This is a genomic window from Brevirhabdus sp. (genome assembly GCF_052826345.1).
Map to the genome: position 1 here is coordinate 12,890 of NZ_JBRBUA010000006.1, position 23,350 is coordinate 36,239.

The window sequence follows — 23,350 nt, forward strand, 5'->3', positions numbered from 1 at the left end:
CCGGCGCTACGGCGCGATCCGCACCTGAAAGCTGACCAGCCCCGCACCGCCGGGATAAACCTGCCCGGTACAGGTCCAGCGCAGCGGTCCCTCATACCCGGCGGCGGAAGGCGCGGGTTCAGAGACCACGCAGGTCAGCCCCGGGGTCACGGCAACAGGGCTGTCCAGCGGTTCGGAAAGCGCGGTGTAGGCGGGTGTCCGGTCAAAGATGTTGACGTCTGAAATCGGCGCGTCCGACGGGTTTTCGATATATATGCGGTAGTGCAGCACATCGCCTGGCGCCCCGCCGTTGGCGGCCCCTTCCGCAGAATTCTTCGTCACGTTGCGCACGGTCTTGCGCAATACCAGCTGCCCGCCTTGCTCTGACGTGCCGACCGTGTCGATATTCGAACGCGTGTCGCTGAGGGGTGTGGCGGAAAGCGTCGTCAGCGCGGTAACCGCATAGCTGTAGCGGCTGCCCGGCCCCACGCCCGACCCGGCCGACACCCGCGCGATCACGCAAAGCGTTTCATCTGCCGCCACGGAAATGCCTGCGTCCAGCGGCGTGTCGGGTGTGCCGTCGCAATCGGTGTCGTGATAAAGCCCCAGCCCGAAACCACCCGCGGGGGTCATGGAGCGATCCGCGGCGGTGAATGTGACCGTGGCGCTGGTGGTGGCGGTATAAAGATGGGGCAGCAGTACGACCTGCCCCGGCCCGACTTCGGCGGTTTGATCCTGTGTCCAGCCGGGCAATGCGACCAACCCGATGTTCAGGTCGAAATAGGCCTCGCCCGGTTCCGGGGTAAAGGTGATGCTGCCGTCATGCGGATCGCTGTCCGCCGGGCCCGGCAGCCCGGCGCTGGCCTCCGACACGGTGATATGGTCCGCAGGGGAAGTCGCACGGATCGTGATCGTGTCGGAATACCCTGCATCGAGCCCATAAAACCAGGTGCCGTCCGCGGCAACCTCGGGGCGGTCGAGAAGGGTGCCGCTGCCATCCAGGATTTCCAGCTCTGCCCCCGCGAAGCCGCGTTCCCCGCCATTTATCTGCGCATCATGCGCCAGGCCCCCGCCTGCGCCGTTGTCCAGAAACAACCGTCCGGTCAGCCGCCGGGCGTTGGTGACGCGGACCATGGCATATTCGGCTTCGTCGTCGTCGACGATCTCGTCCGACAGGTCATCGACCAGCGCCCCAACGCCGGGATCGCTGTCGGGGTCCGGCAGCGAGCTGTAGATGATCTCCGCTCGGTTCGTGAGCGCGCCCGCGGCATTGACGCGCGTCGTGATGACCAGCGTTTCGGACGTGCCCGCCAGTATCTCGTCCACGAACCAGAGGCCGGTCGCCGGGTCATAGCTGTCGCCTGCCGCAGGTGCGTCATCGGACAGGTAGGTGAAACCTTTCGGGATCTGATCGATGACCTTGACGCCCGAGGGCGATCCCGGCCCTGCGTTGGTCACGGTGATGATCCAGTCGATCACATCCCCTTCGGCGACGGAGGTTCTGGCCGTGGTGGTGCCGGATCGCGTCGCCAGCTTGGTGATGGAGAGATCCGCGCCTGACGGATCGAAGCCGAAATCCTGGTCGGTCGTGACGCTGTTGTCGGTGACGGGCACGGAAAGCCGCGGGTTCGACGTGCCGATCAACCTGTCGGTGCCAAGGTCGGGATCGGCTTCGTCGACCTCAACCCGATAGGTGAGGATCGTCAGCAGGTCGGACAGGCTATAGGTGCCATCGGGCAGGGTATCCACGGTTTTTATAAAGGTATCGTCCGCGACATTGGCGGGCGTGCCATTGTCGGAATAGAGGTCGATCCGGATACCGCCGGCCAGATTGATCTCGGTGCCGTCGCGCGTGTCGGAGCCATCGCTGTCTTCATAGAGATTGCCGCTGATCCCTCCCATCGGAAAGGGCGCGGGTCCGCGGCATGAGGCGGCGTCACTGTCCCCGCCTTCATCCGTGGGCGATCGGCTGAGGAATTGCGCCCCTCCCGTCACGGTGTCGATGAGAAATACAGAGTTCGTCGTGTTGCTGTATCCATAGAACCGCCCGTCAGCGTCGAACCAAACGGAGCCGAAGGTGCCGACATAGATCGCGGGGCCGAATTCGGTCACGGCGACATTGCCGGGTGCGCCGCCATTCGCGCTGACACGGAAGACGCGGCCGCTCGCTTGATTTATCCCGTAGAGATTGCCGTCGACGGGGTTGTAGGCGATATCTTCGGGCTCGATCTTTCTGTTGAGCTCCAGCGTGCCCGCATCCGTGGGCAAGGCAGGGACGGTCAGATCGACAAGCTGCCAGGAATCGTCTTCGTCGACATAGACCATGATACCGTTGGGCAATATGTCCCCGCTGGTGGAGCCGCGCGCAGCGGAATTGGGCAGTTGGCCGATTTCCGAGAAGGTGCCCGAAGCATCGACGCGCCACAGCTCCCGCCTGCCCGGTCGCACGGTATAGAAAAAGCCGTCGAGTTCGTTGAATCCCCAGCCGCTGTTGAGATTGGTGCCGGTCGTGCCAAGCTCCTGCAGCGTCATGTCGTAGGCAGACCCGTTCGTCGCGAACGTCAGCCGTTGAAGCGAGGTCGGCCCGCTGTCGAACCTGTAAAGACTGGCGTCGCAGATGAACGGCGGCGGGGTGTTCGAGATGGTGAGCGGGTAATCCTCCACCTCGCCGTCGAAAGCGACATCGGCGTCGGTGGTGTCGGTGGACCAGCGAAACCGGGCATAGGTCGGCAGGGCCGATGCGTCGGACGGGACCGTCACTTCGAACGTGATGCTGCCGTTCACGATGCCGTCCTTGTCCAGGCTGCCGCCGTCCTGAAGGTTTCGCGCGATCCGATCCGACGGCTCGGCAAAGCTGCCGTCGGCGTCGAAATCCACAAATGCTTGCAGGAAAGCTGTTGCTGCGGCCGGTTCGGTCACGCTGACCGTGATGTCGGCAAATCCACCCGCATAGAGCGGGGGCAGCGTGACGCCTTCCTCATCGTCGATGCCGGTCAGATCATCGCTGGCGGCGGCATTGTCGGGCTGCGGCAGAAGGTCAACGTCGGGCGGGGCGCTGCCCATATAGACGGTCGAGGGGCCGGGCGCCTCAACCACATGGCGCGGGTCGCCGTAGCTGACCGGGGCATCGCCGCGATCGGCGTCGGGCGGTGTCTTGATGACGATGGCATAATCCTCGACCTCCCCATCGGGCGCGGCGGAGATGGAATCGAGCCCCGCGCTCGTCGACCATCTGATCCGTGCAAAGGTCGGTAACAGCGGGGCCGCGATGGGGACGACGACCGGAAACTGGATCTGGCCGTTCACCACCCCGTCAAGGTCGCCCGGCGCACCGTCGCGCAGGTCGGTTGCGACCTGATCGCCGGGGGTCAGAAAGCTGCCGTCCGCATTGAAATCCACGAACGCCTGAAGATACGCTGTGCCGGGCACGGGTTCATGGACCTCGATGGTCACATTGCGGGTCAGCGTGCCGTAAAGCTGGGGGAAGGCCTCTTCGCTTTCGTCGTCGATGCCGTCAGTGTCGTCCAGATCGGCGGTCGCGCTTTGTTGCGGGGACGAATCGCCATCGCCATTGACCGGCCCGATCCACAGGCTGGCGGTGTCGATGTGCTGCGGGTCGCCGTAGGTGGCGGGCGCATCGCCGCGGTCCGGCCCCGACGAGATGTAGATCGTCGTCGGATCGTCATTGTTGGGTCCCGGGCCGTTGGTGGCGACCCCGTCACCATCGCCGGGGTTTTCCGAGTCGGATTTGTCGGATACCGCCGTGCCGCCCGGAGTTGTGGCCGTCACCTCCGCCTGGTTGCTTATGGTGGTGTCCATGTCGTCCGGCACCAGCGTATAGGTGGCGGTATAGACGGCTTTTTCCCCGACTTTCAGCGATCCCTCGGGTGACAGGGCGGTGGCGGCCTGAAAGGTGATGACCGGCGGCACGCCCTTGCCGCTGAACTGCGTGTCCGCCAGCGTGACGTTGGTCAGATCGACGTTGCCGAAATTTTCCGCTGTGAACACATAGGCGATGGTTTCTCCCGGATCCGCATAGCCGTTCAGGTTGGTGTCGACCAGCGTCGCCAGTTTCAGAAGACCGACGGCGCCGACGTCGATCGCGACATTCGCGCTTGCCGAGTAGCGTCGACCGGCCGTGTTGTCGGGCAGCTCGAACCTGTAGTCGATCGGCGTGGGCGCGGCAAAGAAGGCGACAAACGGGGTGAAGGTCAGCTCTCCGGTGCTGTCGTCATAGCTCCAGGTTCCTTCCCCCGGCACGTCGAAGGCGACCAGATGGCCCGCACTGTCGATCACGCGATTGACGGCGACGGCCGGTGCGATCAGGTCGATCGCCTGCATCGCATATCTGCTCGGTTGCCGGGAGTCGTTCGCGGGCGGGATGTTGTTTTCGGTCGCGAGCGTGTCGTTGTAGAGGATGTTCAGCGTCACCGGCTCGCCCAAAACCTGTTCCTTGATGTCGTCGTTCAGCGTGATCGTGCGGAAATCGGCGCATTGCAGGTCGAAGGTATCGGCGATGTCGTAGGTCGGATTGGCGATGCGCACGAGGAACCCTGTATTTGCCGTGCGGCCAAAGCGGAAGGTCGAGGTGTTGGGATAGAAGATTTCCAGGCCCGACACCGGCTGGTTTGCATAGTTCCGGTCGCCGACCAGCGTGAACAGTTCGGTGCCCAGGCTGTTGGGGCCGGGCACGAATGTCCGGTAGGTCGTGGCGGACCGGTCGATGCGGATGTATTCGATGGAGCCGCTGCAGATCTCGGCATAGACCTCCTCATTGGCGGGACCGTCGATGTCATTGATCTGGACATGGACATCGGCGGAGACCGGCACACCGCCGGAATCGCTGCCGATGTCATACGTGCCTGCCTGATAGATGAAGAAGTCGACAAAATGCGGATCCTGAGCGGCGGAGGTGATCTGCATCAGGCCGCCGCCCGTTCCCAGCGCGTGATTGAGCGTCGTCGAACTCAGCACGCCCACGATATCGACCGGCGTTCCGGCCACGTTGCCCGCATTCCGCCACAGTGCCCGTTTGCCCGTGCCGTTTCCGATGACCGTGGGCGCGCCGACGGTGTTCAGGACAAGCTGTTGGGCCGCCAGCGGTGTCACCCCGGCCACGCAGAGCACCGCCGCAAGCACCGCAATCGCAAGCCTGAGGCCGCTGGCCGCAAAAGGCCGCAGCGCATTGCCCAGAGGACGGAGGAAGCAGGTTTCTGACAGTTTTCGCAATGCTGGCTCACTCGTTGGCGTCTTGCAGTCCATCAGGCCCGCAAAAGGCTAAGAGAGCATTGCGATGAAGCGGTGTCAGCTTGCTATTGCAGGTAGTCTCATGACCAAAGGGATAGGTCGCGCGCGGCAAGCTTGCACAGCAGCGTGTCGGTCGGCCCGGTTCGGCGAATGTCCCCGTTCAGGCGTTGCAAGCTGATGGGACAAGCCGGGTGACCAGGTCGGGCAAAGGGAGATGCGGGGCAGTTTGAAAAACACCCGTAAAAACGCAAAAAACCCAGCATTGCCGGGTTTTTGGGCTTGACTTTGGTGCCCAGGAGAGGACTCGAACCTCCACGTCCATACAGACACTAGCACCTGAAGCTAGCGCGTCTACCATTCCGCCACCTGGGCAGGTGTCGTGAGGCCGCGATTTACAGAGGGTGGCGGGAGGTGTCAACGGCTATCGCGCAGAAAAATCTTCGTTTCGGTCGGATCGCGGCCGTGCGGAGCGGTCCGCCGTCGGGGGATTGTTTCTTGTCTGCCAGCGGGTGCGGGGTTAAACCTTGCTCGGCCTTTATCTGAGGGAAGACGGAAATGTCGAAACTTGTCACGATCTTTGGCGGCGCTGGGTTTGTCGGGCGGTATGTCGCCCGCCGCATGGCCAAGGAAGGCTGGCGGGTGCGGGTCGTGTCCCGGCGTCCCAACGATGCGATCTTCGTGCGCCCCTATGGCGTCGTCGGACAGGTGGAGCCGGTTTTCGCGAATATCCGGGACGAGGCTTCGGTCCGGCAGGTGCTGGCGGGGGCAGATGCGGTCGTCAACTGCGCGGGCCTGCTGGCGGAACACGGCGGCAACAGCTTCGAGGCCGTGCAGGCCGACGGGGCGGAGCGCGTGGCGCGGCTGGCGGCTGAGGCGGGGATCGGGCATTTCGTCCAGCTCTCGGCGATCGGGGCCGACAGCGCCGCGGCCAGCGCCTATGCCAGGACCAAGGCCGCGGGCGAAGAGGGCGTGCTGCGGCACATGCCGGACGCGGTCATCCTGCGCCCCTCGATCATCTTCGGGGCCGAGGATGAGTTCTTCAACCGGTTCGCGGGGATGACCGGCATGTCGCCGGTCCTGCCGCTGGTCGGGGCAAAGACGCGGTTCCAGCCGGTCTATGTCGATGACGTGGCCCAGGCGGCGGTGATGGGCGCGACGGGACGCGCGGCACCGGGGATCTATCAGCTGGGCGGCCCCGATGTGGGCAGTTTCCGCGACCTGATGGGGCAGATGCTCGACATCATCCAGCGCCGCCGCCTGGTGGTGGGGGTGCCGTTCTGGATCGCGCGGATCATGGCGGGCGGCTTCGGTTTGGTGAAGGTCCTGTCGCTGGGTCTGGTTCCCGCGCCCCTCACTTCCGATCAGGTGGTGAATCTGCGCCATGACAACGTGGTCGCCCCGGGGGCGAAGACATTTGCCGATCTGGGAATCGAGCCGAGCTCGTTGCAGGCGGTGTTGCCGGATTACCTGTGGCGGTATCGCCCCTCGGGCCAATACGCCGCAATCAAGGATTCGGCAAAAAACCTGAAGACCTGAGGCGGCACCCGCGCCCGATCAGCCGTAGGCGAGCCACAGCAGCACGATGCCCAGCACCACCCGGTAGATCACATAGGGCGTGAAGCTGATGGATTTCAGCAGGCGCATCATCAGGCTCAGCGCCAGCAGCGCCGCCACGAAGGACAGCGCCGCCGCGATGGCGCCATCCAGCGCCATCTGCGCATTGGCCGTCATCGCCACCTCTGCGCCGATCAGCGTGCCCGAGGCGATGATCGTCGGGATCGACATCAGCATCGACAGTTTCGCCGCATCCTCGCGGCGATAGCCCAGCCAGCGCGCGGCGGTGATGGTGATGCCCGACCGCGACGTGCCGGGGATCAGCGCCACCGCCTGCCAGGCGCCCATGATCCACGCTTCGCGCATTGTCCACTGCTCCGCCACGCGGTCTTCGCGGCCGCGCTGGTCGGCCACGTAGAGGACGATGCCGAAAATCAGCATGGTCCAGCCGATCACCGCGGTGGAGCGCATCGCCTCATCCACGCCCGTCAGCTTCAGAATCAGCCCCGCCACCACCACCGGGACGGTGGCCAGGATCAGCAGCAGCGCCAGCCGGGCGCCGGGTGTGTCCACCTTGCCGCGCACCAGCCGCAGCAGCCCCGCCAGCGCCGATCTGACATCGGGCCAGAAATACAGCACCACCGCAAGCAGCGTGCCGACATGGACCGCCACGTCGATGATCAGCCCCTGATCTGCCATGCCGGTCAGCCGGGGCAGCAATATCAGATGCCCCGAGGAAGAGATCGGCAGGAATTCGGTCAGCCCCTGGATCACAGCGGCAAGAAAGAGCGTCAGGAATGGCATGGGGCACCTGTAATTTTTGCGCGCAGACTAGACCTTTGCCCGCCATTGAAAAGTTAAATAGAAAGACAGTATTGCTGACCTATTTTCACCTCATATAGGCCGTCGAGCTTGTGGCGTCGGAAAATAAATGTCATATAGGTCAGCATTACTTACTTTTATTCCCTCGAAAGACGGGTAAAAGAGCAGCGAACAGCATTCCGCAGGAGTCCACCATGGCCAAGCAGCCCATGCTCAAATTCGTGACCGTCGCGCGGGACATGCCGGAAAAACGGCCGCCCGACCTGCGCGCGCACGACTTTGGCGAGATCTACCGCGAATACGCCGACGCCAAGGCGGCGGAACAATCGGCCCGGTGCAGCCAGTGCGGCGTGCCCTATTGCCAGAGCCATTGTCCGCTGCACAACAACATCCCCGACTGGCTGCGCCTGACCGCCGAAGGGCGGCTGGAAGAGGCCTATGCCATCAGCCAGTCGACGAATACCTTCCCCGAGATCTGCGGCCGCATCTGCCCGCAGGATCGCCTGTGCGAAGGCAACTGCGTCATCGAACAATCGGGCCACGGCACGGTGACCATTGGCGCGGTGGAGAAATACATCACCGATACCGCCTGGGAAAAGGGCTGGGTCAAGCCGGTGCAACCCGCGCAGGAACGCAGCGAAAGCGTCGGCATCATCGGCGCGGGCCCCGGCGGGCTGGCGGCGGCGGACATGCTGCGCCGCGCGGGCGTACAGGTCACCGTCTATGACCGCTACGATCGCGGCGGCGGGCTGATGACCTACGGCATTCCCGGCTTCAAGCTGGAAAAGGATGTGGTGATGCGCCGCGTCGACCAGCTGGAACAATCGGGCGTGCAATTCCGCCTGAATTGCGAGGTCGGGCGCGATATTTCCTTCGCCGAGCTGCGCGAAAGCCATGATGCGGTGCTGATCGCCACCGGCGTCTACAAGTCGCGCGACCTGCAAGCGCCGGGGATCGGCGCGAACGGCATCGTGCGCGCGATCGACTTCCTGACCGCCTCCAACCGCAAGGGCTTCGGCGACGCGGTGGAAACCTTCGACGACGGCGAACTGAACGCCGAGGGCAAGAAGGTCGTCGTGATCGGCGGCGGCGATACCGCAATGGACTGTGTGCGCACCTCGATCCGGCAGGGCGCCGAAAGCGTCAAATGCCTCTATCGTCGCGACCGGACCAACATGCCCGGATCGCAGCGCGAAGTGCAGAACGCGGAAGAAGAAGGCGTGGAGTTCGTCTGGCTTTCGGCCCCCAAGGGGTTCCACGGCGAATCCGTGGCCGGCGTCATGGTGTCCAAGATGCGCCTGGGCGCGCCCGATGCCACTGGCCGTCAAAGTCCCGAGATCATCGAGGGCGCCGATTACGTCGAGGACGCCGATCTGGTCATCATGGCGCTGGGATTCGAGCCGGAGGACCTGCCCACGCTGTGGGGCCAGCCCGAACTGGAGGTCACGCGCTGGGGCACCGTCAAGGCCGATTTCCGCACCCACGAAACCAGCTTGCCGGGGGTGTATGCGGCGGGCGACATCGTGCGCGGCGCGTCGCTGGTTGTCTGGGCGATCCGCGACGGACGCGAGGCCGCCGCGGCCATCCTGGACCGGATGAACGCCTCCGCCCGCGTCGCTGCGGAATGACAGGTCCTGCGGCGCCGGGCGTCTTCGCCCCGCGCGCCGCGGCAGGAACATCAACACTCGGGCCCCAGCGTGCGGCCCGAACAGGCTGCGGACCCCGCGGGGCCGCAAGGAGGATCGCAATGACCAAATATGATTCTGCATGGGTCGCCGCCGAAGAAGCGAAACGCGCATGGATGGCTGAAAACGGCCTGTACCGCGAGGAGGACGAACACGCGTCCTGCGGCGTCGGGCTGGTCGTCAACATCGACGGCTCGAAAAGCCGCCGCGTGGTCGAAAAGGGGATCAACGCGCTCAAGGCGGTCTGGCACCGCGGCGCGGTCGACGCCGATGGCAAGACCGGCGATGGCGCGGGTATCCACGTACAGATCCCCGTGCCCTTCTTCTACGACCAGGTGAAGCGCACCGGGCATGAACCGCGGGAGAACGAGTTGATCGCCGTGGGTCAGGTCTTCCTGCCGCGCACCAACTTCGGCCAGCAGGAAACCTGCCGGACCATCGTGGAAACCGAAGTGCTGCGGATGGGCTATTACATCTACGGCTGGCGCCATGTGCCGGTGAACGTCGCCTGCCTGGGTGAAAAGGCCAACGCCACCCGCCCCGAGATCGAGCAGATCCTGATCTCCAACGCCAAGGGCGTCGACGAGGAGACCTTCGAGCGCGAGCTTTACGTCATCCGCCGCCGCATCGAAAAGGCCGCCGCCGCCGCGCAGGTGCCCACGCTCTACCTGTGTTCGCTGTCGTGCCGGTCGATCATCTACAAGGGCATGATGCTGGCCGAACAGGTGTCGGAATTCTACCCCGACCTGATGGACGAGCGGTTCGAGAGCGCCTTTGCCATCTATCATCAGCGCTATTCCACCAACACCTTTCCGCAGTGGTGGCTGGCGCAGCCGTTCCGCATGCTGGCCCATAACGGCGAGATCAACACCCTCAAGGGCAACGTCAACTGGATGAGAAGCCATGAGATCCGCATGGCCTCCTCCGCCTTCGGCGAGATGGCAGAGGACATCAAGCCGATCGTGCCGCTGGGCTCCAGCGATTCCGCGGCACTCGATTCGGTGTTCGAGGTGCTGGTGCGCGCGGGCCGCATCGCGCCGATGGCCAAGACGATGCTGGTGCCCGAATCCTGGTCCAAGCAGGCGGTCGAGCTGCCCGACGCCTGGCGCGACATGTATTCCTACTGCAATTCGGTGATGGAACCCTGGGACGGCCCGGCCGCGCTGGCGATGACAGACGGGCGCTGGGTCTGCGCGGGTCTGGATCGCAACGGCCTGCGCCCGATGCGCTACGTCGTCACCGGCGACGGCATGCTGGTTTCGGGGTCCGAGGCCGGCATGGTGCCGGTCGACGAGGGGATCGTGGTGGAAAAGGGCGCGCTCGGTCCGGGGCAGATGATCGCCGTCGACATGGTTGAGGGCAAGCTGTTCCACGACACGGAGATCAAGGACAAGCTCGCCGCCGGGCAGCCCTATGCCGAATGGGTCGGCAAGATCGTCGATCTGGAGGAAGAGACCAGCGGCGTGGCCGAATCCGCGCTTTTCGCCGGAGCCGACCTGCGCCGCCGCCAGATCGCGGCCGGCTATTCCATTGAGGAGCTGGAACAGATCCTGGCGCCGATGGCCGAGGACGGCAAGGAATCGCTCGCCTCGATGGGTGACGACACGCCCTCCGCCGTGCTGAGCGAGAAATACCGTCCGCTGTCGCATTTCTTCCGTCAGAATTTCAGCCAGGTCACCAACCCGCCGATCGACTCCTTGCGCGAATTCCGTGTGATGAGCCTGAAGACGCGGTTCGGCAACCTCAAGAACGTGCTGGATCAAAGCTCCGCACAGACGGAAATCCTGTCGCTCGACAGCCCCTTTGTCGGCAATGCGCATTTCGAGGCGCTGCTGGCGCGGTTCGGCGATGCCGCCGTGGAGATCGACTGCACCTTTCCGTCGGGCAAGGCGAATGCGCTGTCCGATGCGCTGACCCGCATCCGCGCCGAGGTCGAGGACGCCGTCGCATCCGGTGCGGCGCATATCGTGCTGACCGATCAGCACCAGGGCCCCGACAAGGTGCCGATGCCGATGATCCTGGCCACCAGCGCGATTCATTCCTGGCTGACGCGCAAGGGGTTGCGGACCTTCTGTTCGATCAACGTGCGGTCCGCCGAATGCGTCGATCCGCATTATTTCGCGGTTCTCATCTCCTCGGGGGCCACGACGGTCAACGCCTACCTGGCGCAGGACAGCCTGGCCGACCGAATCGAGCGCGGGCTGCTCGATTGCACCCTGACCGAGGCCGTGGCGCGGTATCGCAACGCCATCGATCAGGGGCTGCTCAAGATCATCTCCAAGATGGGAATTTCGGTGATATCGTCCTACCGGGGCGGGCTGAATTTCGAGGCGGTGGGGCTGAGCCGCGCGATGTGCGCCGAATATTTCCCCGGCATGCACAGCCGGATTTCTGGCATCGGCGTGGTGGGCATCCAGAAGAAGCTGGAAGACGTCCACGCCATGGGCTGGCGCGGCGGGCAGGACGTGCTGCCCATCGGCGGGTTCTACAAGGCGCGCCGGACGGGCGAGAAACACGCCTGGGAAGCGCAGACCATGCATATGCTGCAAGCGGCCTGCAACCAGGCGTCCTATGCGCTGTGGTCCCAGTATTCCAAGGCGATGCAAGCCAACCCGCCGATCCATCTGCGCGATCTGCTGGCGATCAAGCCGCTGGGCGCGCCGGTGCCGATCGAAGAGGTCGAATCGATCACCTCGATCCGCAAGCGTTTCGTGACGCCCGGCATGTCCCTGGGCGCGCTCAGCCCCGAGGCCCACAAGACGCTGAACGTCGCGATGAACCGCATCGGCGCCAAATCCGATTCCGGCGAGGGCGGCGAGGATCCGGCGCATTTCACGCCCGAGCCCAACGGCGACAACCCCAGCGCCAAGATCAAGCAGGTGGCCTCGGGGCGGTTCGGCGTCACGGCGGAATACCTCAACCAATGCGAAGAGCTGGAGATCAAGGTGGCCCAGGGCGCCAAGCCCGGCGAGGGCGGCCAGCTGCCCGGCATGAAGGTGACCAAGCTGATCGCGCGGCTGCGTCATTCGACGCCGGGCGTCACGCTGATTTCGCCGCCGCCGCACCATGATATCTATTCGATCGAGGATCTGGCGCAGCTGATCTACGATCTCAAGCAGATCAACCCGCGCGCCAAGGTCACGGTCAAGCTGGTCGCCTCATCGGGCGTGGGCACCATCGCGGCGGGCGTGGCCAAGGCCAAGGCCGACGTGATCCTGATCTCGGGGCATAACGGCGGCACCGGCGCCAGCCCCGCGACCTCGATCAAATACGCGGGTCTGCCGTGGGAAATGGGCCTGACCGAAGCGCATCAGGTGCTGTCGATGAACAACCTGCGCGACCGGGTGACGCTGCGCACCGACGGGGGGCTGCGCACGGGCCGCGATATCGTCATGGCGGCGATGATGGGGGCCGAGGAATACGGCATCGGCACCGCCGCGCTGATCGCGATGGGCTGCATCATGGTGCGCCAGTGCCAGTCGAACACCTGTCCGGTGGGCGTGTGCACGCAGGACGAAAGCCTGCGCGCCAAGTTCACCGGCAATGCCGACAAGGTCGTGAACCTGATCGGGTTCTACGCGCAGGAGGTGCGCGAATTGCTCGCGCAGATCGGTGCGCGTTCGCTCGATGAGGTCATCGGCCGGGCCGATCTGCTCAGCCAGGTCAGCCGCGGGTCGGCGCATCTGGACGATCTGGACCTGAACCCGCTGCTGATCACCGTCGACGGTGCGGACCGGATCACCTACGACCGCGACAAGCCGCGCAATCCGGTGCTCGACACGCTGGACGTCGAAATCGTCAAGGACGCCGCGCGCTTCCTCGAAGACGGCGAAAAGATGCAGCTGCAATACGCGGTGCAGAACACGCTGCGCACCATCGGCACCCGCACCTCCAGCCACATCGTCAGCCGCTTCGGGATGCGCAACAACCTGCAACCCGATCACCTGACGGTGAAGCTGAACGGCAGTGCCGGCCAGTCGCTGGGCGCCTTCCTGGCGCCGGGGCTCAAGCTGGAGGTCTCGGGCGATGCCAACGACTATGTCGGCAAGGGTCTGTCGGGCGGGATCATCGTCGTGCGGCCGCCGATGGCCAGCCCGCTGATCGCCGCCGACAACACCATCATCGGCAACACCGTGCTTTACGGCGCGACCGACGGCTATCTCTTTGCCGCCGGCCGCGCGGGGGAGCGTTTCGCGGTGCGCAATTCCGGCGCCCGGGTGGTGGTGGAGGGCTGCGGCTCCAACGGGTGCGAATACATGACCGGCGGCACCGCGGTGATCCTGGGGCCGATCGGCGCCAACTTCGGCGCGGGCATGACCGGCGGGATGGCCTACCTTTACGACCCCGAGGGCCGCGCGCAGGCACTGATGAACCATGAGACGCTGGTGTCCTGTGCGGTGACACAGGATCATTGGATGCAGGACCTGAAATCGCTGGTCGAGCGCCACGCGAAGGAAACGGGCAGCCGCAAGGCCGGGGAGTTGCTTCAGCATTGGGATCGGGAAAAGGAAAACTTCCTTCAGATCTGCCCCAAGGAGATGCTGTCGGCGCTCGAACATCCCATCGGGATCGAAGAGGCCGCGATCCCGGCGGAATGAACGCAGCTGCGGACGTCCCGGCCGGGGCGTTCCGCGCGCGCTTGACCCCTTTCGGCAAAGCGTGGCTTAAGGGCTGGCATGAGCAGAAAGACCACACCCAGGCCACGCGGCGGCAGCGCCCGCAAGACCGCGGCCCGCAAGGCCACCGTAAAGCCCGCGCGGGCCGAAAGACCGCCGCTGCGCCGGCGGCTGCGCCGCTACGGGCTGCGCGGCGTCCTGGGGCTCGTGGCGCTGGTGTTTGTGGTGGTGTTCCTGTTCAGCTTCATCCGCCCGCCGACGACCTTCTACATAGCGTCCGAAAAGCGCAGGCTGGGCGAGGTCGATTACCAATGGGTGCCGATGGAAAGCATCGCGCCGGTCATGGCGCGTTCCGTCGTCGCCGCCGAAGATGCGAATTTCTGCGAGCACTGGGGCTTTGACATGTCCGCCATCCGCCGCGCGCTCGAAGACGGGGGCGCGCGGGGGGCTTCGACCATATCGCAGCAAACGGTCAAGAACCTGTTTCTCTGGCAGGGGCGCAGCTGGCCGCGAAAGGCGCTCGAGGCCCTGTTGACCCCGGTGATGGAAACGCTGTGGTCCAAACGGCGCATCCTTGAGATGTATCTGAACATCATTGAATTCGACGAAGGCGTCTTTGGCATCGAGGCGGCGGCGCAACGCTATTTCAAGGTCGCCCCCGCCGATCTGACCGCCACGCAGGCCGCCCGGCTGGCCGCGATCCTGCCCGATCCCAAGGATCGCAACGCGGCGCGGCCGACGGCCTTCCTGCGCAAACGCAGCGCAGACATCGCGGATGGCGCGGCGACGTTGCGCGCGGATGGCCGCTCAGCCTGTTTCGAGAGTTGAAACTCACGCCTTTGCAAGGCAATAACCATCATGGATGCTACTCAGGTGACATGATGAACAGGCTCTACCACGTTCCCCTTTCTCCCTTCTGCCGCAAGGTCCGGCTGGTGCTGGCGGAAAAGAAGGTCGAGGTCGAACTGGTCGAGGAACGCTATTGGGAGGAAAACCCCGAGTTCCTGCGGCGCAATCCGGCCGGCAAGGTGCCGGTCCTGCGCATCGGCGGGCATACGCTTTCCGAAAGTCAGGCGATCTGCGAATTCCTTGAGGAAACCATCTCCGAACCCCCGCTGATGCCGCGCGATCCCGCCGCCCGTGCCGAGGTGCGCAGGCTGGTGATGTGGTTCGACGACAAGTTCCACCATGAGGTGACCTCCAAACTGCTCTATGAGCGCGTCAACAAGAAGATCACCGGCAAGGGCTATCCCGACAGCACCAATGTCAAGTCGGGGGCCAAGCGGATCAAGTACCACCTGGATTACATGGGCTGGCTGCTGGATCAGCGCCGCTGGCTGGCGGGCGACGTGCTGACCCTGGCGGATTTCGCGGCGGCGGCGCATCTGTCCTCGCTCGACTATATCCGCGATGTGGATTGGAACCGCTGCCCACAGGTCAAGGACTGGTACGCCAAGATCAAGTCGCGGCCCGCGTTCCGCTCGATCCTGGCCGATCAGGTTTCGGGCTTTCCGCAGCCGTCCCATTACGCGGATCTGGATTTTTGAGCGCGACGCTCAAGCGCGATCTGATCAGCTTTGCGACGCAGGCGGGGTTTTCCTCGGTCGGGGTGTGTCGGCCGGACGGGGTGCCGGAGATCGCCGGGCGGCTGCATGAGTTCGTGCAGGCGGGGCGGCACGGTCAGATGCGGTGGATGGCCGAACGGATGGGGTGGCGCGGCGATCCGGCCGCGTTGTGGTCCGAAGCGCGCTCCGTCATCATGCTGGCAGAGATCTACACCCCGGATCACGACCCGCTGGCGGTGCTGTCGCAACGCGACCGCGGCGCGATCAGCGTCTATGCCCAGAACCGCGATTATCACGACGTCGTCAAGAAACGCCTGAAAAAGGTGGGGCGCTGGCTGCTGGAACAGGCGCCCGATCGGGATGCGTCGATCAAGGTCTTCGTCGATACCGCCCCGGTGATGGAAAAGCCGCTGGCGGCGGCGGCCGGGCTGGGCTGGCAGGGCAAGCATACCAACCTGCTGTCGCGCGATCTGGGCAACTGGTTCTTTCTGGGCGCGCTCTTCACCACGTTGGATCTGCCGCCCGACGCCAAGCCGCCCGAGCGCTGCGGCAGCTGCACCGCCTGCCTGGACATCTGCCCCACGGGGGCGTTTCCGGCGCCCTTCCAGCTGGATGCGCGGCGCTGCATTTCCTATCTGACGATCGAACATGACGGGCCGGTCGACCCGGCGCTGCGCCCGCTGCTGGGCAACCGCATCTATGGCTGCGACGATTGCCTGGCGGTCTGCCCGTGGAACAAATTCGCCCGCGCAGGCCGCGATGCGCGGTTGGCGGCGCGGCCCGATCTGCTGGCCCCGCCGCTGGCGGAACTGGCCGGTCTGGACGACGCGGCATTCCGCCGCCATTTTTCCGGCTCGCCGATCAAGCGGATCGGCAGGAACCGCTTTCAGCGTAACGTGGCCTATGCCATCGGCAATTCGCAGGACGCGGCGTTGCGGCCCACGGCCCAGCGTCTGGCCGAAGACGCCGATCCCACCGTTGCGGAGGCCGGCCGCTGGGCGGCGGCCCGGTTGCCCGGCTGAGCCGCGCATGGGGCTGATGGCCGTCATCCACCGCCTGTCGCTCCGGGCCGAGGGCGCCTTCGACCGGCTGCGCCCGCGCAACTGGCGCAGCTATGACATGCCGCCGGTGATCGACGCCTACCGCGGCTTTGCCACGCCCGACGGTCTGGTCCTGCGCGCCCGCCTGTTGCGCCGGTTGCGCCGGACCGACCCCAGCGAGGGGCAGCGTGTGCTGCGCAACCTGATCCAGATGCTGAGCCTGTTTTTGACGCATGAGGTCGCCGCCGTCCCGGTGCGTGCCGCCGGATCGGACGCGGAGGGTCTGAGCGACAAGGAGGGCTACCTGTGGCTGGAGGTGCCGCGCGGCGCGCAGCGCGCGGGCTGGGCGCATGTCCGGGTGGCGCTGCGCGACCACCCCGAGGTGCAGGCCGATCTGCCGGTGCTGATCCCGCGCGAGGACGCGCGGTTCGGGGTGATCTCGGACATAGACGACACGATGATGGAAACCGGCGCCTATTCGATCCTGCGCAACCTGTGGACGTCGCTGACCGGAAATGCGCTGACGCGGCATGTCTATCCCGACGCGGTCAGCCTGATGAGCCGCCTGCACGGGCAGGGGCGCAACCCGGTGTTCTATGTCAGCTCCTCGCCGTGGAACCTGCACGCCTTTCTCGACCGGATCTTCGAGCGTGCGGGACTGGTGCGCGGGCCGATGTTCCTGCGCGATCTGGGGCTTGCGCCCAGCCGCTATCTGGCGGGCTCGCACAACGATCACAAGGGCAGCGCGATCGCGCGGGTGATGGCGGCCAATCCGCGGCTGCGCTTCGTCCTGATCGGCGACACGGCGCAGCGTGATGCGCAGGCTTATCTCCAAAGCTGCATAGAGTTTCCGGGCCGGGTCGCGGCGATCCTGCTGCGAGAGCCCCGGCCGGGCGCCGACGCAAAAAGCCTGAGCGCGATCGAGGCCATCGCCGCGCTGGGTGTCCCGGTGCTGCACGATGCGGATTTCACCGGATCGGCGGATTGGCTGTCCCGCGCGGGCATCCCGCTGGATCCGGCGTCGGGCGCGCTTTGAGAGGGGCGGCGAATCTGCTATGCTGGGGTCCGTCGTTACCGGAGGTACCGCATGTCCCGTCACATCATGGATCACAACCGGATCACCCGTCGGCGCGCGGCCGAAGGCGTGGTGCGGCAGCACACCCTGCAATCGCTCGCTGAGGTTGCGCGGCGCACGGGCGCGGCCGGGCCGCATCGCGCGTCACTGGCGCTGCAACGCAGGCCGAGGCCCGGCAGCGTACCGGGCGCGCGCATGCAAAGCTATCTGCGGATCGAACGCGGCGAACAGGTCTGATCCGCATTTGCATCGGGCGCGGGTTTCAACCGCGCCGCCGACTGCATAGAACACCCCCGCCGGACTGACCGGCGAGGGAGGTCCCATGCAGCCGCTTCGCGGTATCCTGCTGAGCACGCTGGCGGTGTCGCTGTTCGTGGTGATGTCCAGCCTCGTCAAGGCGCTGGAGCGTATTCCGGCCGGGGAGACGGTGTTCTTCCGCTCGGCCTTCGCATTGCCGGCGATCCTGGGCTGGCTGCTGTGGCGCGGCAATCTGCGCGGCGATCTGCGGACCGCCAACTGGAAGGGCCACGCCTGGCGGGGCCTGATGGGCACCAGCGCGATGGCTCTGAACTTCGCGGGGTTGCGGTTCCTGCCGCTGCCCGAGGTCACGGCACTTCAGTTCGCCACGCCGATCCTGATCGTCGTCTTCGCCGCGGTGATCCTGAAGGAAAAGGTGCGCCTGTTCCGCATCAGCGCGGTATTCGTCGGCCTGATCGGCGTGCTGGTCATCGTGTCGCCGCGCCTGACCCTGTCGCCCGGCGGGAGCACCGGCGGGAGCACTGGCGGGACCGAGGCGATCGGCGCGCTGATCGTGCTGGCCTCGGCGACATTCGCCGCCTTTGCCCAGGTGTTCATCAAGTCCATGTCGCGCGTGGAGAAGACCGCGGCGATCGTGTTCTACTTCACCGCGACCTCGACGGTGCTGTCGTTGTTCACGCTGCCGTTCGGCTGGGTCCTGCCCGCACCCGGCGAGGCGGCAATGCTGATCGGGATGGGGCTGATCGGGGGGATCGGCCAGATCCTGCTGACCGCCTCCTACCGCTATGCCGATGCCAGCGTGCTCGCGCCCTTCACCTATGTCACGATGATCTGGTCGCTGCTGATCGGCTATTTCGTCTTTGCCGAGGTGCCGACGCTGCCGATGCTGGGCGGTGCGGGTCTGATCATCTGCGCGGGCGTGGCCATCGTGCTGCGCGAACGCCACCTTGGGCTGAAAGCCACGGCGGAGCGCAAGGTGGCGGGCAAGGGGATGCATTAGAAGATCGCCTTCGGCGAGGATATTTTCGACCAGAAGAAGCGAGATGTGCCAGGGGCGGCCACGGCGCGCCCGTTCAACGGGGCGCACCGGGTCGCACCGGGGCGGGAGCGGAGAGGATCAGCTGCGGACGAGCTTTTCGTAGCTTTGCGCGATGTCGCGGGTCAGGGCGCCGACCTCGAAGCTGTAATCGCCGATCTGGCCCACGGGCGTGACCTCTGCCGCGGTGCCGGTCAGCCAGCATTGCTCAAAGCTTTCGAGCTCCTCGGGCATGATATGGCGCTCATGCACCTTGATCTGCTTGTCGCGCAACATGCCGATCACCGTCTGGCGGGTGATGCCGTTGAGAAAGCAGTCGGGGTCGGGGGTGTGGACCTCGCCGTTCTTGACGAAGAACATGTTGGCGCCCGTCGCCTCGGCCACATAGCCGCGATAGTCGAACATCATCGCGTCGGAACAGCCCTTGGCCTCGGCCGCGTGCTTGGACATGGTGCAGATCATGTAGAGACCGGCGGCCTTGGCGTGGCTGGGGATGGTTTCGGGCGAGGGGCGTTTCCACTTGGAGATGTCGAGCTTGGCGCCCTTCATCTTGGCATCGCCGTAATAGGCGCCCCATTCCCAGGCCGCGACCGCCAGGCGGACGGGGTTGCGCTGACTGGCGACGCCCATGTCCTCGCCCGCGCCGCGCCAGGCCACGGCGCGCACATAGGCATCGGTCAGGCCCATCGCCTCGAGAACCTGGTATTTCGCGGCTTCGATCTCATCCACGGTGTAGGGGATCGGCATGTCGATGGCCGCGCCGGAGGCCAGCAGGCGTTCGGAATGCTTGCGGGATTCGAAGATCGTGCCGTTGTAGCAGCGCTCGCCCTCGAACACGGAGGAGGCATAGTGCATGGCATGGGTCAGGATATGCACATTGGCGTCGCGCCAGGGCACCAGCCTGCCATCCATCCAGATCTTTCCGTCACGGTCATCGTATCCGCCAGCCATCGAACCTATCCTCTATGTTATGCAGGCAGTGCGCTGAAATTGCTAAAATTGCTCAGCCAATCCCTGCGCAAGACATATTATTGCGCCAATAATCGCGATCGCTAGCAATTGACCGTTGGAAAGTCAACATGACTGACATAAAAACAGGGAGAGGCGATGAATTTGTGATGGAAGGGCTGGACATGCCGGATCACCCGCCGCGGGCACAGGGCGGAGAGGCGCTGCTGTTCCTGACGGATGAACAGCTGCGCAAGGGCATCGAGGCGATGTTCTTCGCCTATCGCGGCTTTACGGCCGATCCCGACCGGATTCTGGCCGAACACGCCTATGGCCGCGCGCACCACCGGGCGATCCATTTCATCAACCGCACCCCCGGGACGACGGTGAACAATCTTCTGGATATCCTCGGGGTGACGAAACAATCGCTGAACCGCGTGTTGCGCAGCCTGATCGAGGATGGTCTGGTCGAATCGCGCGTGGGCACGCGCGACAAGCGGGAACGGCACATGTATCTGACCGAGAAGGGCGTTGCGCTGGAACAGAAGATCAGCGCCGCGCAGCGGCGGCGGATGCGCGGCGCGTTCCGGGCCGCGGGCCCCGAGGCCGTGGCGGGGTTCCGGCAGGTGCTCGAAGCGATGATGGACCCGGAGTTGCGGCGACATTTCAATGCCGTGAAGGACGAGGACAGATGAGCGAACAGGCCGAAAGCCATCTGCTGATCGTCGACGACGACGCGCGCATCCGCGCGCTGTTGCAGAAGTTTCTGATCAGGCAGGGGTTCTATGTGTCGGCGGCGCGCGACGCGGCACATGCGCGGCGGCTTCTCGACGGGCTGGATTTCGACCTGATCGTGCTGGACGTGATGATGCCCGGCGAGGACGGCGTCAGCTTCACCCGTGCCCTGCGCGCGGAATCGAGCACGCCGATCATGCTGCTGACCGCGCGCGGCGACACCGACGACCGGATCGCGGGCCTGGAGGCGGGCGCCGACGACTACCTGCCCAAGCCGTTCGAGCCAAAGGAACTTCTGTTGCGCATCAACGCGATTCTGCGCCGCGTGCCGCAGTCGCCGGAGACCTCCGACGGGCCCAAGGTCCTGCATCTGGGCGACGTGCGCTACGACGTGGAGCGCGCCGAGCTCTGGCACGGGGCCGAGCAGGTCCGGCTGACCGCGACCGAGGTTCAGCTGATGCGCATATTCGCGTCCTGTCCCGGCGAGGCCGTCAGCCGCAGCAAGCTGGTCGAGGATCTCGGCCGTGATCGCGACCAGGCCCAGGAGCGCGCCGTCGACGTGCAGATTACCCGCCTGCGCCGCAAGATCGAGGCCGACCCCAAGCAGCCCCGGTATTTGCAGACGGTGCGCGGGTCGGGTTACATGCTTGCGCCCGATTGAAAACCGCCCGAGGGTCGTGTTTCGATGACAAGGGGCCGCAGGCGGCGGCCCCGCGCGAAAGGAGGCTCGCCCATGCCAACGGCCCTGATCACCCATCCCGACGGTCTGAAACACCTGACCCCCGAAGGGCACCCGGAGCAGGTCGCACGGCTGGAAAGGGTGCTGGCCGCGCTGGACGCGCCGCAATTCGCCGCCCTGCAGCGGGTCAGCGCGCCGAAGGCGGCGGATGACGATATCCTGCGCGTGCATCCCGCCGCCTATGTGCAGAGGCTGCGCGACAACATGCCCGAGGCGGGGGTCGTGGCGCTGGACGCGGACACATACGCTTCGCCGGGAACGCTGGACGCGGTCTATCGCGGCGCGGGGGCGGCCGTGCGCGCGGTGGACATGGTGCTGTCCGGCGAGGTGCGCAACGCGTTCTGCGCCACGCGCCCGCCGGGGCATCACGCGGAACGCGAAACCGCCATGGGCTTTTGCCTGCTGGGCAATGTTGCGATCGGCGCCGCACATGCGCTGGACCATCACGGCCTGGATCGCGTCGCCATCATCGATTTCGATGTGCACCACGGCAACGGCACGCAGGATCTGCTGGAAGACGACGCGCGCGTGTTGTTCGTCTCGACCCATCAATCGCCGCTTTACCCCGGTACGGGGGCGGCCGATGAAACCGGCGCGCATAACAACGTGCTGAACCTGCCGCTGCCGCCGGGCACCGGCAGCGCCGCCTATCGCCAGGTGTTCACCGGGCGGGTACTGCCGACCGTGCGCGAATTCGCGCCACAGTTGATCCTGGTCTCGGCAGGCTTCGACGCTCATGCCGCCGATCCGCTGGCGCAGATGGTGCTGACGACGCAGGATTTCGCCTGGATCACTGCCGGGATATGCGCGCTGGCGGATGAGATCTGCGACGGGCGCGTCGTCTCGACTCTCGAGGGTGGGTATGATCTTCAGGCGCTGGCCGAGGCAGCATCGGCCCATGTCAAAGTGTTGATGGAGCATTCCGCATGAATGAAAGCCCGGTATCCGAAATGACCTTCGAAGCCGCGATGAAGGAGCTGGAGCAGGTCGTGGGCCAGCTGGAACACGGCGATGTCGCGCTGGAGGATTCGATCCGCCTTTATGAGCGCGGCGCCGAGCTGAAGAAGCGCTGCGAGCAGAAGCTCAAGGAAGCGGAGGAAAAGGTCGCCTCGATCACGCTTGACGGCGATGGCAACCCGAAAGGGACGACACCCGCCGAAGGTCTGTGATGTTCGCGGCCCGCCTGCTGGACGCATCCGATACCGTCACGGCGCATCTGCAAGCGGCGCTGGCCGCGCTGCCCGATCAGCCGGTCAGCCACGCGATGGCCTATGGCTGCAAGGGCGGCAAGGGGCTGCGCGGGTTTCTGGTGCTGGAATCGGCGCGTCTGAACGACCTCGATCCTGACCTCGCGTTGAACGCGGCAGCTGCGGTCGAGGCGATGCATGCCTATTCGCTGATCCATGACGATCTGCCCTGCATGGACGATGACGACACGCGGCGGGGCCGCCCGACCGTGCATCGCGAATGGGATGAGGCGACGGCCGTTCTGGCGGGCGATGCCCTGCAATGTCTGGCGTTCGACCTTTTGGCGCGGGAAGACGGGCATTCGGACCCGGCGGTGCGCCTGTCGTTGGTCGCGTCTATGGCGCGGGCCGCGGGGGCGGAGGGGATGGTTCATGGGCAGGCGCTCGATATCGCCGCCGAATCCGCACCCGAGGCGCTCGATCTGGATCAGATCGTGCTTTTGCAGAAGAGCAAGACCGGCGCGCTGATCGAATGGGCGGCCACGGCGGGCGCGGTGCTGGCGGGTGCCGATCCGACGCCGCTGCGCCACTATGCGATGGCGCTGGGGCTTGCGTTTCAGATCGCCGACGATCTGCTGGATGCCGAAGGCGACCCGACGACGGCCGGCAAGCGGCTGCAAAAGGACGCCGAGGCCGGCAAGGCGACCTTCGTGTCGCTGTTGGGGATCGAGGGCGCGCGCGCGCAGGCGGCGGATCTGGTCGCCCAGGCCGAGGCGGCGCTGGCGCCATTCGGTGCCCGCGCCGGAACCTTGCGGGAGGCCGCGCGCTTCGTTATCGAGCGCGACAGTTAAGCCCCGGAGGGCA

The 23,350-nt window shown here is 65.4% G+C and carries 17 protein-coding genes and 1 tRNA gene; 14 read left to right on the plus strand and 4 right to left on the minus strand.

Features of this window, described 5'->3' with window-relative positions; genetic code table 11:
- Positions 1-6: 6 nt before the first annotated feature.
- A complete protein-coding gene (locus ACU0BR_RS00430; RefSeq protein ID WP_446154865.1) occupies positions 7-5,208 on the minus strand; it encodes a DUF7507 domain-containing protein in 5,202 nt (1,733 codons plus the stop codon).
- Positions 5,209-5,512: 304 nt separating this feature from the next.
- Positions 5,513-5,598: transfer RNA gene (locus tag ACU0BR_RS00435), tRNA-Leu, on the minus strand.
- Between the two features lie 183 nt (positions 5,599-5,781).
- Here ACU0BR_RS00435 and ACU0BR_RS00440 point away from each other — a divergent pair.
- Entirely contained in the window at positions 5,782-6,762 is a 981-nt protein-coding gene (locus tag ACU0BR_RS00440) for a complex I NDUFA9 subunit family protein (RefSeq protein WP_446154866.1), read from the plus strand.
- A gap of 18 nt (positions 6,763-6,780) precedes the next feature.
- Here the strand turns inward: ACU0BR_RS00440 and ACU0BR_RS00445 are convergent, their stop codons facing one another.
- Complete coding sequence (locus ACU0BR_RS00445) at positions 6,781-7,584, minus strand: undecaprenyl-diphosphate phosphatase (protein WP_446154867.1); 804 nt, start codon at positions 7,582-7,584, stop codon at positions 6,781-6,783.
- Positions 7,585-7,796: 212 nt separating this feature from the next.
- Between ACU0BR_RS00445 and ACU0BR_RS00450 the strand changes: the two genes are divergently transcribed.
- The 8 genes from ACU0BR_RS00450 (at position 7,797) to ACU0BR_RS00485 (ending at position 18,841) form a co-directional block, all read left to right on the plus strand.
- Positions 7,797-9,230 (plus strand): NAD(P)-dependent oxidoreductase, encoded by a 1,434-nt coding sequence (locus tag ACU0BR_RS00450; RefSeq protein ID WP_446154868.1) that lies wholly within the window; start codon positions 7,797-7,799, stop codon positions 9,228-9,230.
- A gap of 119 nt (positions 9,231-9,349) precedes the next feature.
- Complete coding sequence (gltB, locus tag ACU0BR_RS00455) at positions 9,350-13,885, plus strand: glutamate synthase large subunit (protein ID WP_446154869.1); 4,536 nt, start codon at positions 9,350-9,352, stop codon at positions 13,883-13,885.
- Positions 13,886-13,963: 78 nt separating this feature from the next.
- On the plus strand, positions 13,964-14,731 hold the full coding sequence (mtgA, locus tag ACU0BR_RS00460) for a monofunctional biosynthetic peptidoglycan transglycosylase (protein WP_446154870.1): 768 nt from the start codon (positions 13,964-13,966) through the stop codon (positions 14,729-14,731).
- Positions 14,732-14,784: 53 nt separating this feature from the next.
- Complete coding sequence (gene fzlA / locus ACU0BR_RS00465) at positions 14,785-15,450, plus strand: FtsZ-binding protein FzlA (protein ID WP_446154871.1); 666 nt, start codon at positions 14,785-14,787, stop codon at positions 15,448-15,450.
- Positions 15,447-16,490: a tRNA epoxyqueuosine(34) reductase QueG gene (gene queG, locus ACU0BR_RS00470; protein WP_446154872.1), complete on the plus strand. Its 1,044-nt coding sequence runs from the start codon at positions 15,447-15,449 to the stop codon at positions 16,488-16,490. Before fzlA ends, queG begins: the two co-directional genes overlap by 4 nt.
- Positions 16,491-16,497: 7 nt before the next feature.
- Positions 16,498-17,544 (plus strand): phosphatase domain-containing protein, encoded by a 1,047-nt coding sequence (locus ACU0BR_RS00475; protein WP_446154873.1) that lies wholly within the window; start codon positions 16,498-16,500, stop codon positions 17,542-17,544.
- Between the two features lie 51 nt (positions 17,545-17,595).
- Positions 17,596-17,820: a hypothetical protein gene (locus tag ACU0BR_RS00480; protein WP_446154874.1), complete on the plus strand. Its 225-nt coding sequence runs from the start codon at positions 17,596-17,598 to the stop codon at positions 17,818-17,820.
- Positions 17,821-17,905: 85 nt separating this feature from the next.
- A complete protein-coding gene (locus ACU0BR_RS00485; protein WP_446154875.1) occupies positions 17,906-18,841 on the plus strand; it encodes a DMT family transporter in 936 nt (311 codons plus the stop codon).
- A 117-nt stretch (positions 18,842-18,958) separates the two neighbouring features.
- Here ACU0BR_RS00485 and ACU0BR_RS00490 read toward each other — a convergent pair whose 3' ends face one another.
- Positions 18,959-19,828, minus strand: coding sequence for a branched-chain amino acid aminotransferase (locus ACU0BR_RS00490; RefSeq protein WP_446154876.1), 870 nt, complete (start codon positions 19,826-19,828; stop codon positions 18,959-18,961).
- 182 nt (positions 19,829-20,010) lie between these two features.
- Here ACU0BR_RS00490 and ACU0BR_RS00495 point away from each other — a divergent pair, with 182 nt between their 5' ends.
- From ACU0BR_RS00495 to ACU0BR_RS00515, 5 genes are all read left to right on the plus strand, one after another.
- Positions 20,011-20,520: a MarR family winged helix-turn-helix transcriptional regulator gene (locus ACU0BR_RS00495; protein WP_446154893.1), complete on the plus strand. Its 510-nt coding sequence runs from the start codon at positions 20,011-20,013 to the stop codon at positions 20,518-20,520.
- Positions 20,517-21,221 carry a response regulator gene (locus ACU0BR_RS00500; protein WP_446154877.1) on the plus strand — a complete coding sequence of 235 codons (705 nt, stop codon included), beginning with the start codon at positions 20,517-20,519 and terminating at the stop codon, positions 21,219-21,221. The genes ACU0BR_RS00495 and ACU0BR_RS00500 overlap by 4 nt, the downstream gene beginning before the upstream one ends.
- Before the next feature lie 72 nt (positions 21,222-21,293).
- Entirely contained in the window at positions 21,294-22,229 is a 936-nt protein-coding gene (locus ACU0BR_RS00505) for a histone deacetylase family protein (protein ID WP_446154878.1), read from the plus strand.
- Positions 22,226-22,468: an exodeoxyribonuclease VII small subunit gene (locus ACU0BR_RS00510; RefSeq protein ID WP_446154879.1), complete on the plus strand. Its 243-nt coding sequence runs from the start codon at positions 22,226-22,228 to the stop codon at positions 22,466-22,468. Before ACU0BR_RS00505 ends, ACU0BR_RS00510 begins: the two co-directional genes overlap by 4 nt.
- Complete coding sequence (locus ACU0BR_RS00515; RefSeq protein ID WP_446154880.1) at positions 22,468-23,337, plus strand: polyprenyl synthetase family protein; 870 nt, start codon at positions 22,468-22,470, stop codon at positions 23,335-23,337. Before ACU0BR_RS00510 ends, ACU0BR_RS00515 begins: the two co-directional genes overlap by 1 nt.
- Positions 23,338-23,350 lie beyond the last annotated feature (13 nt).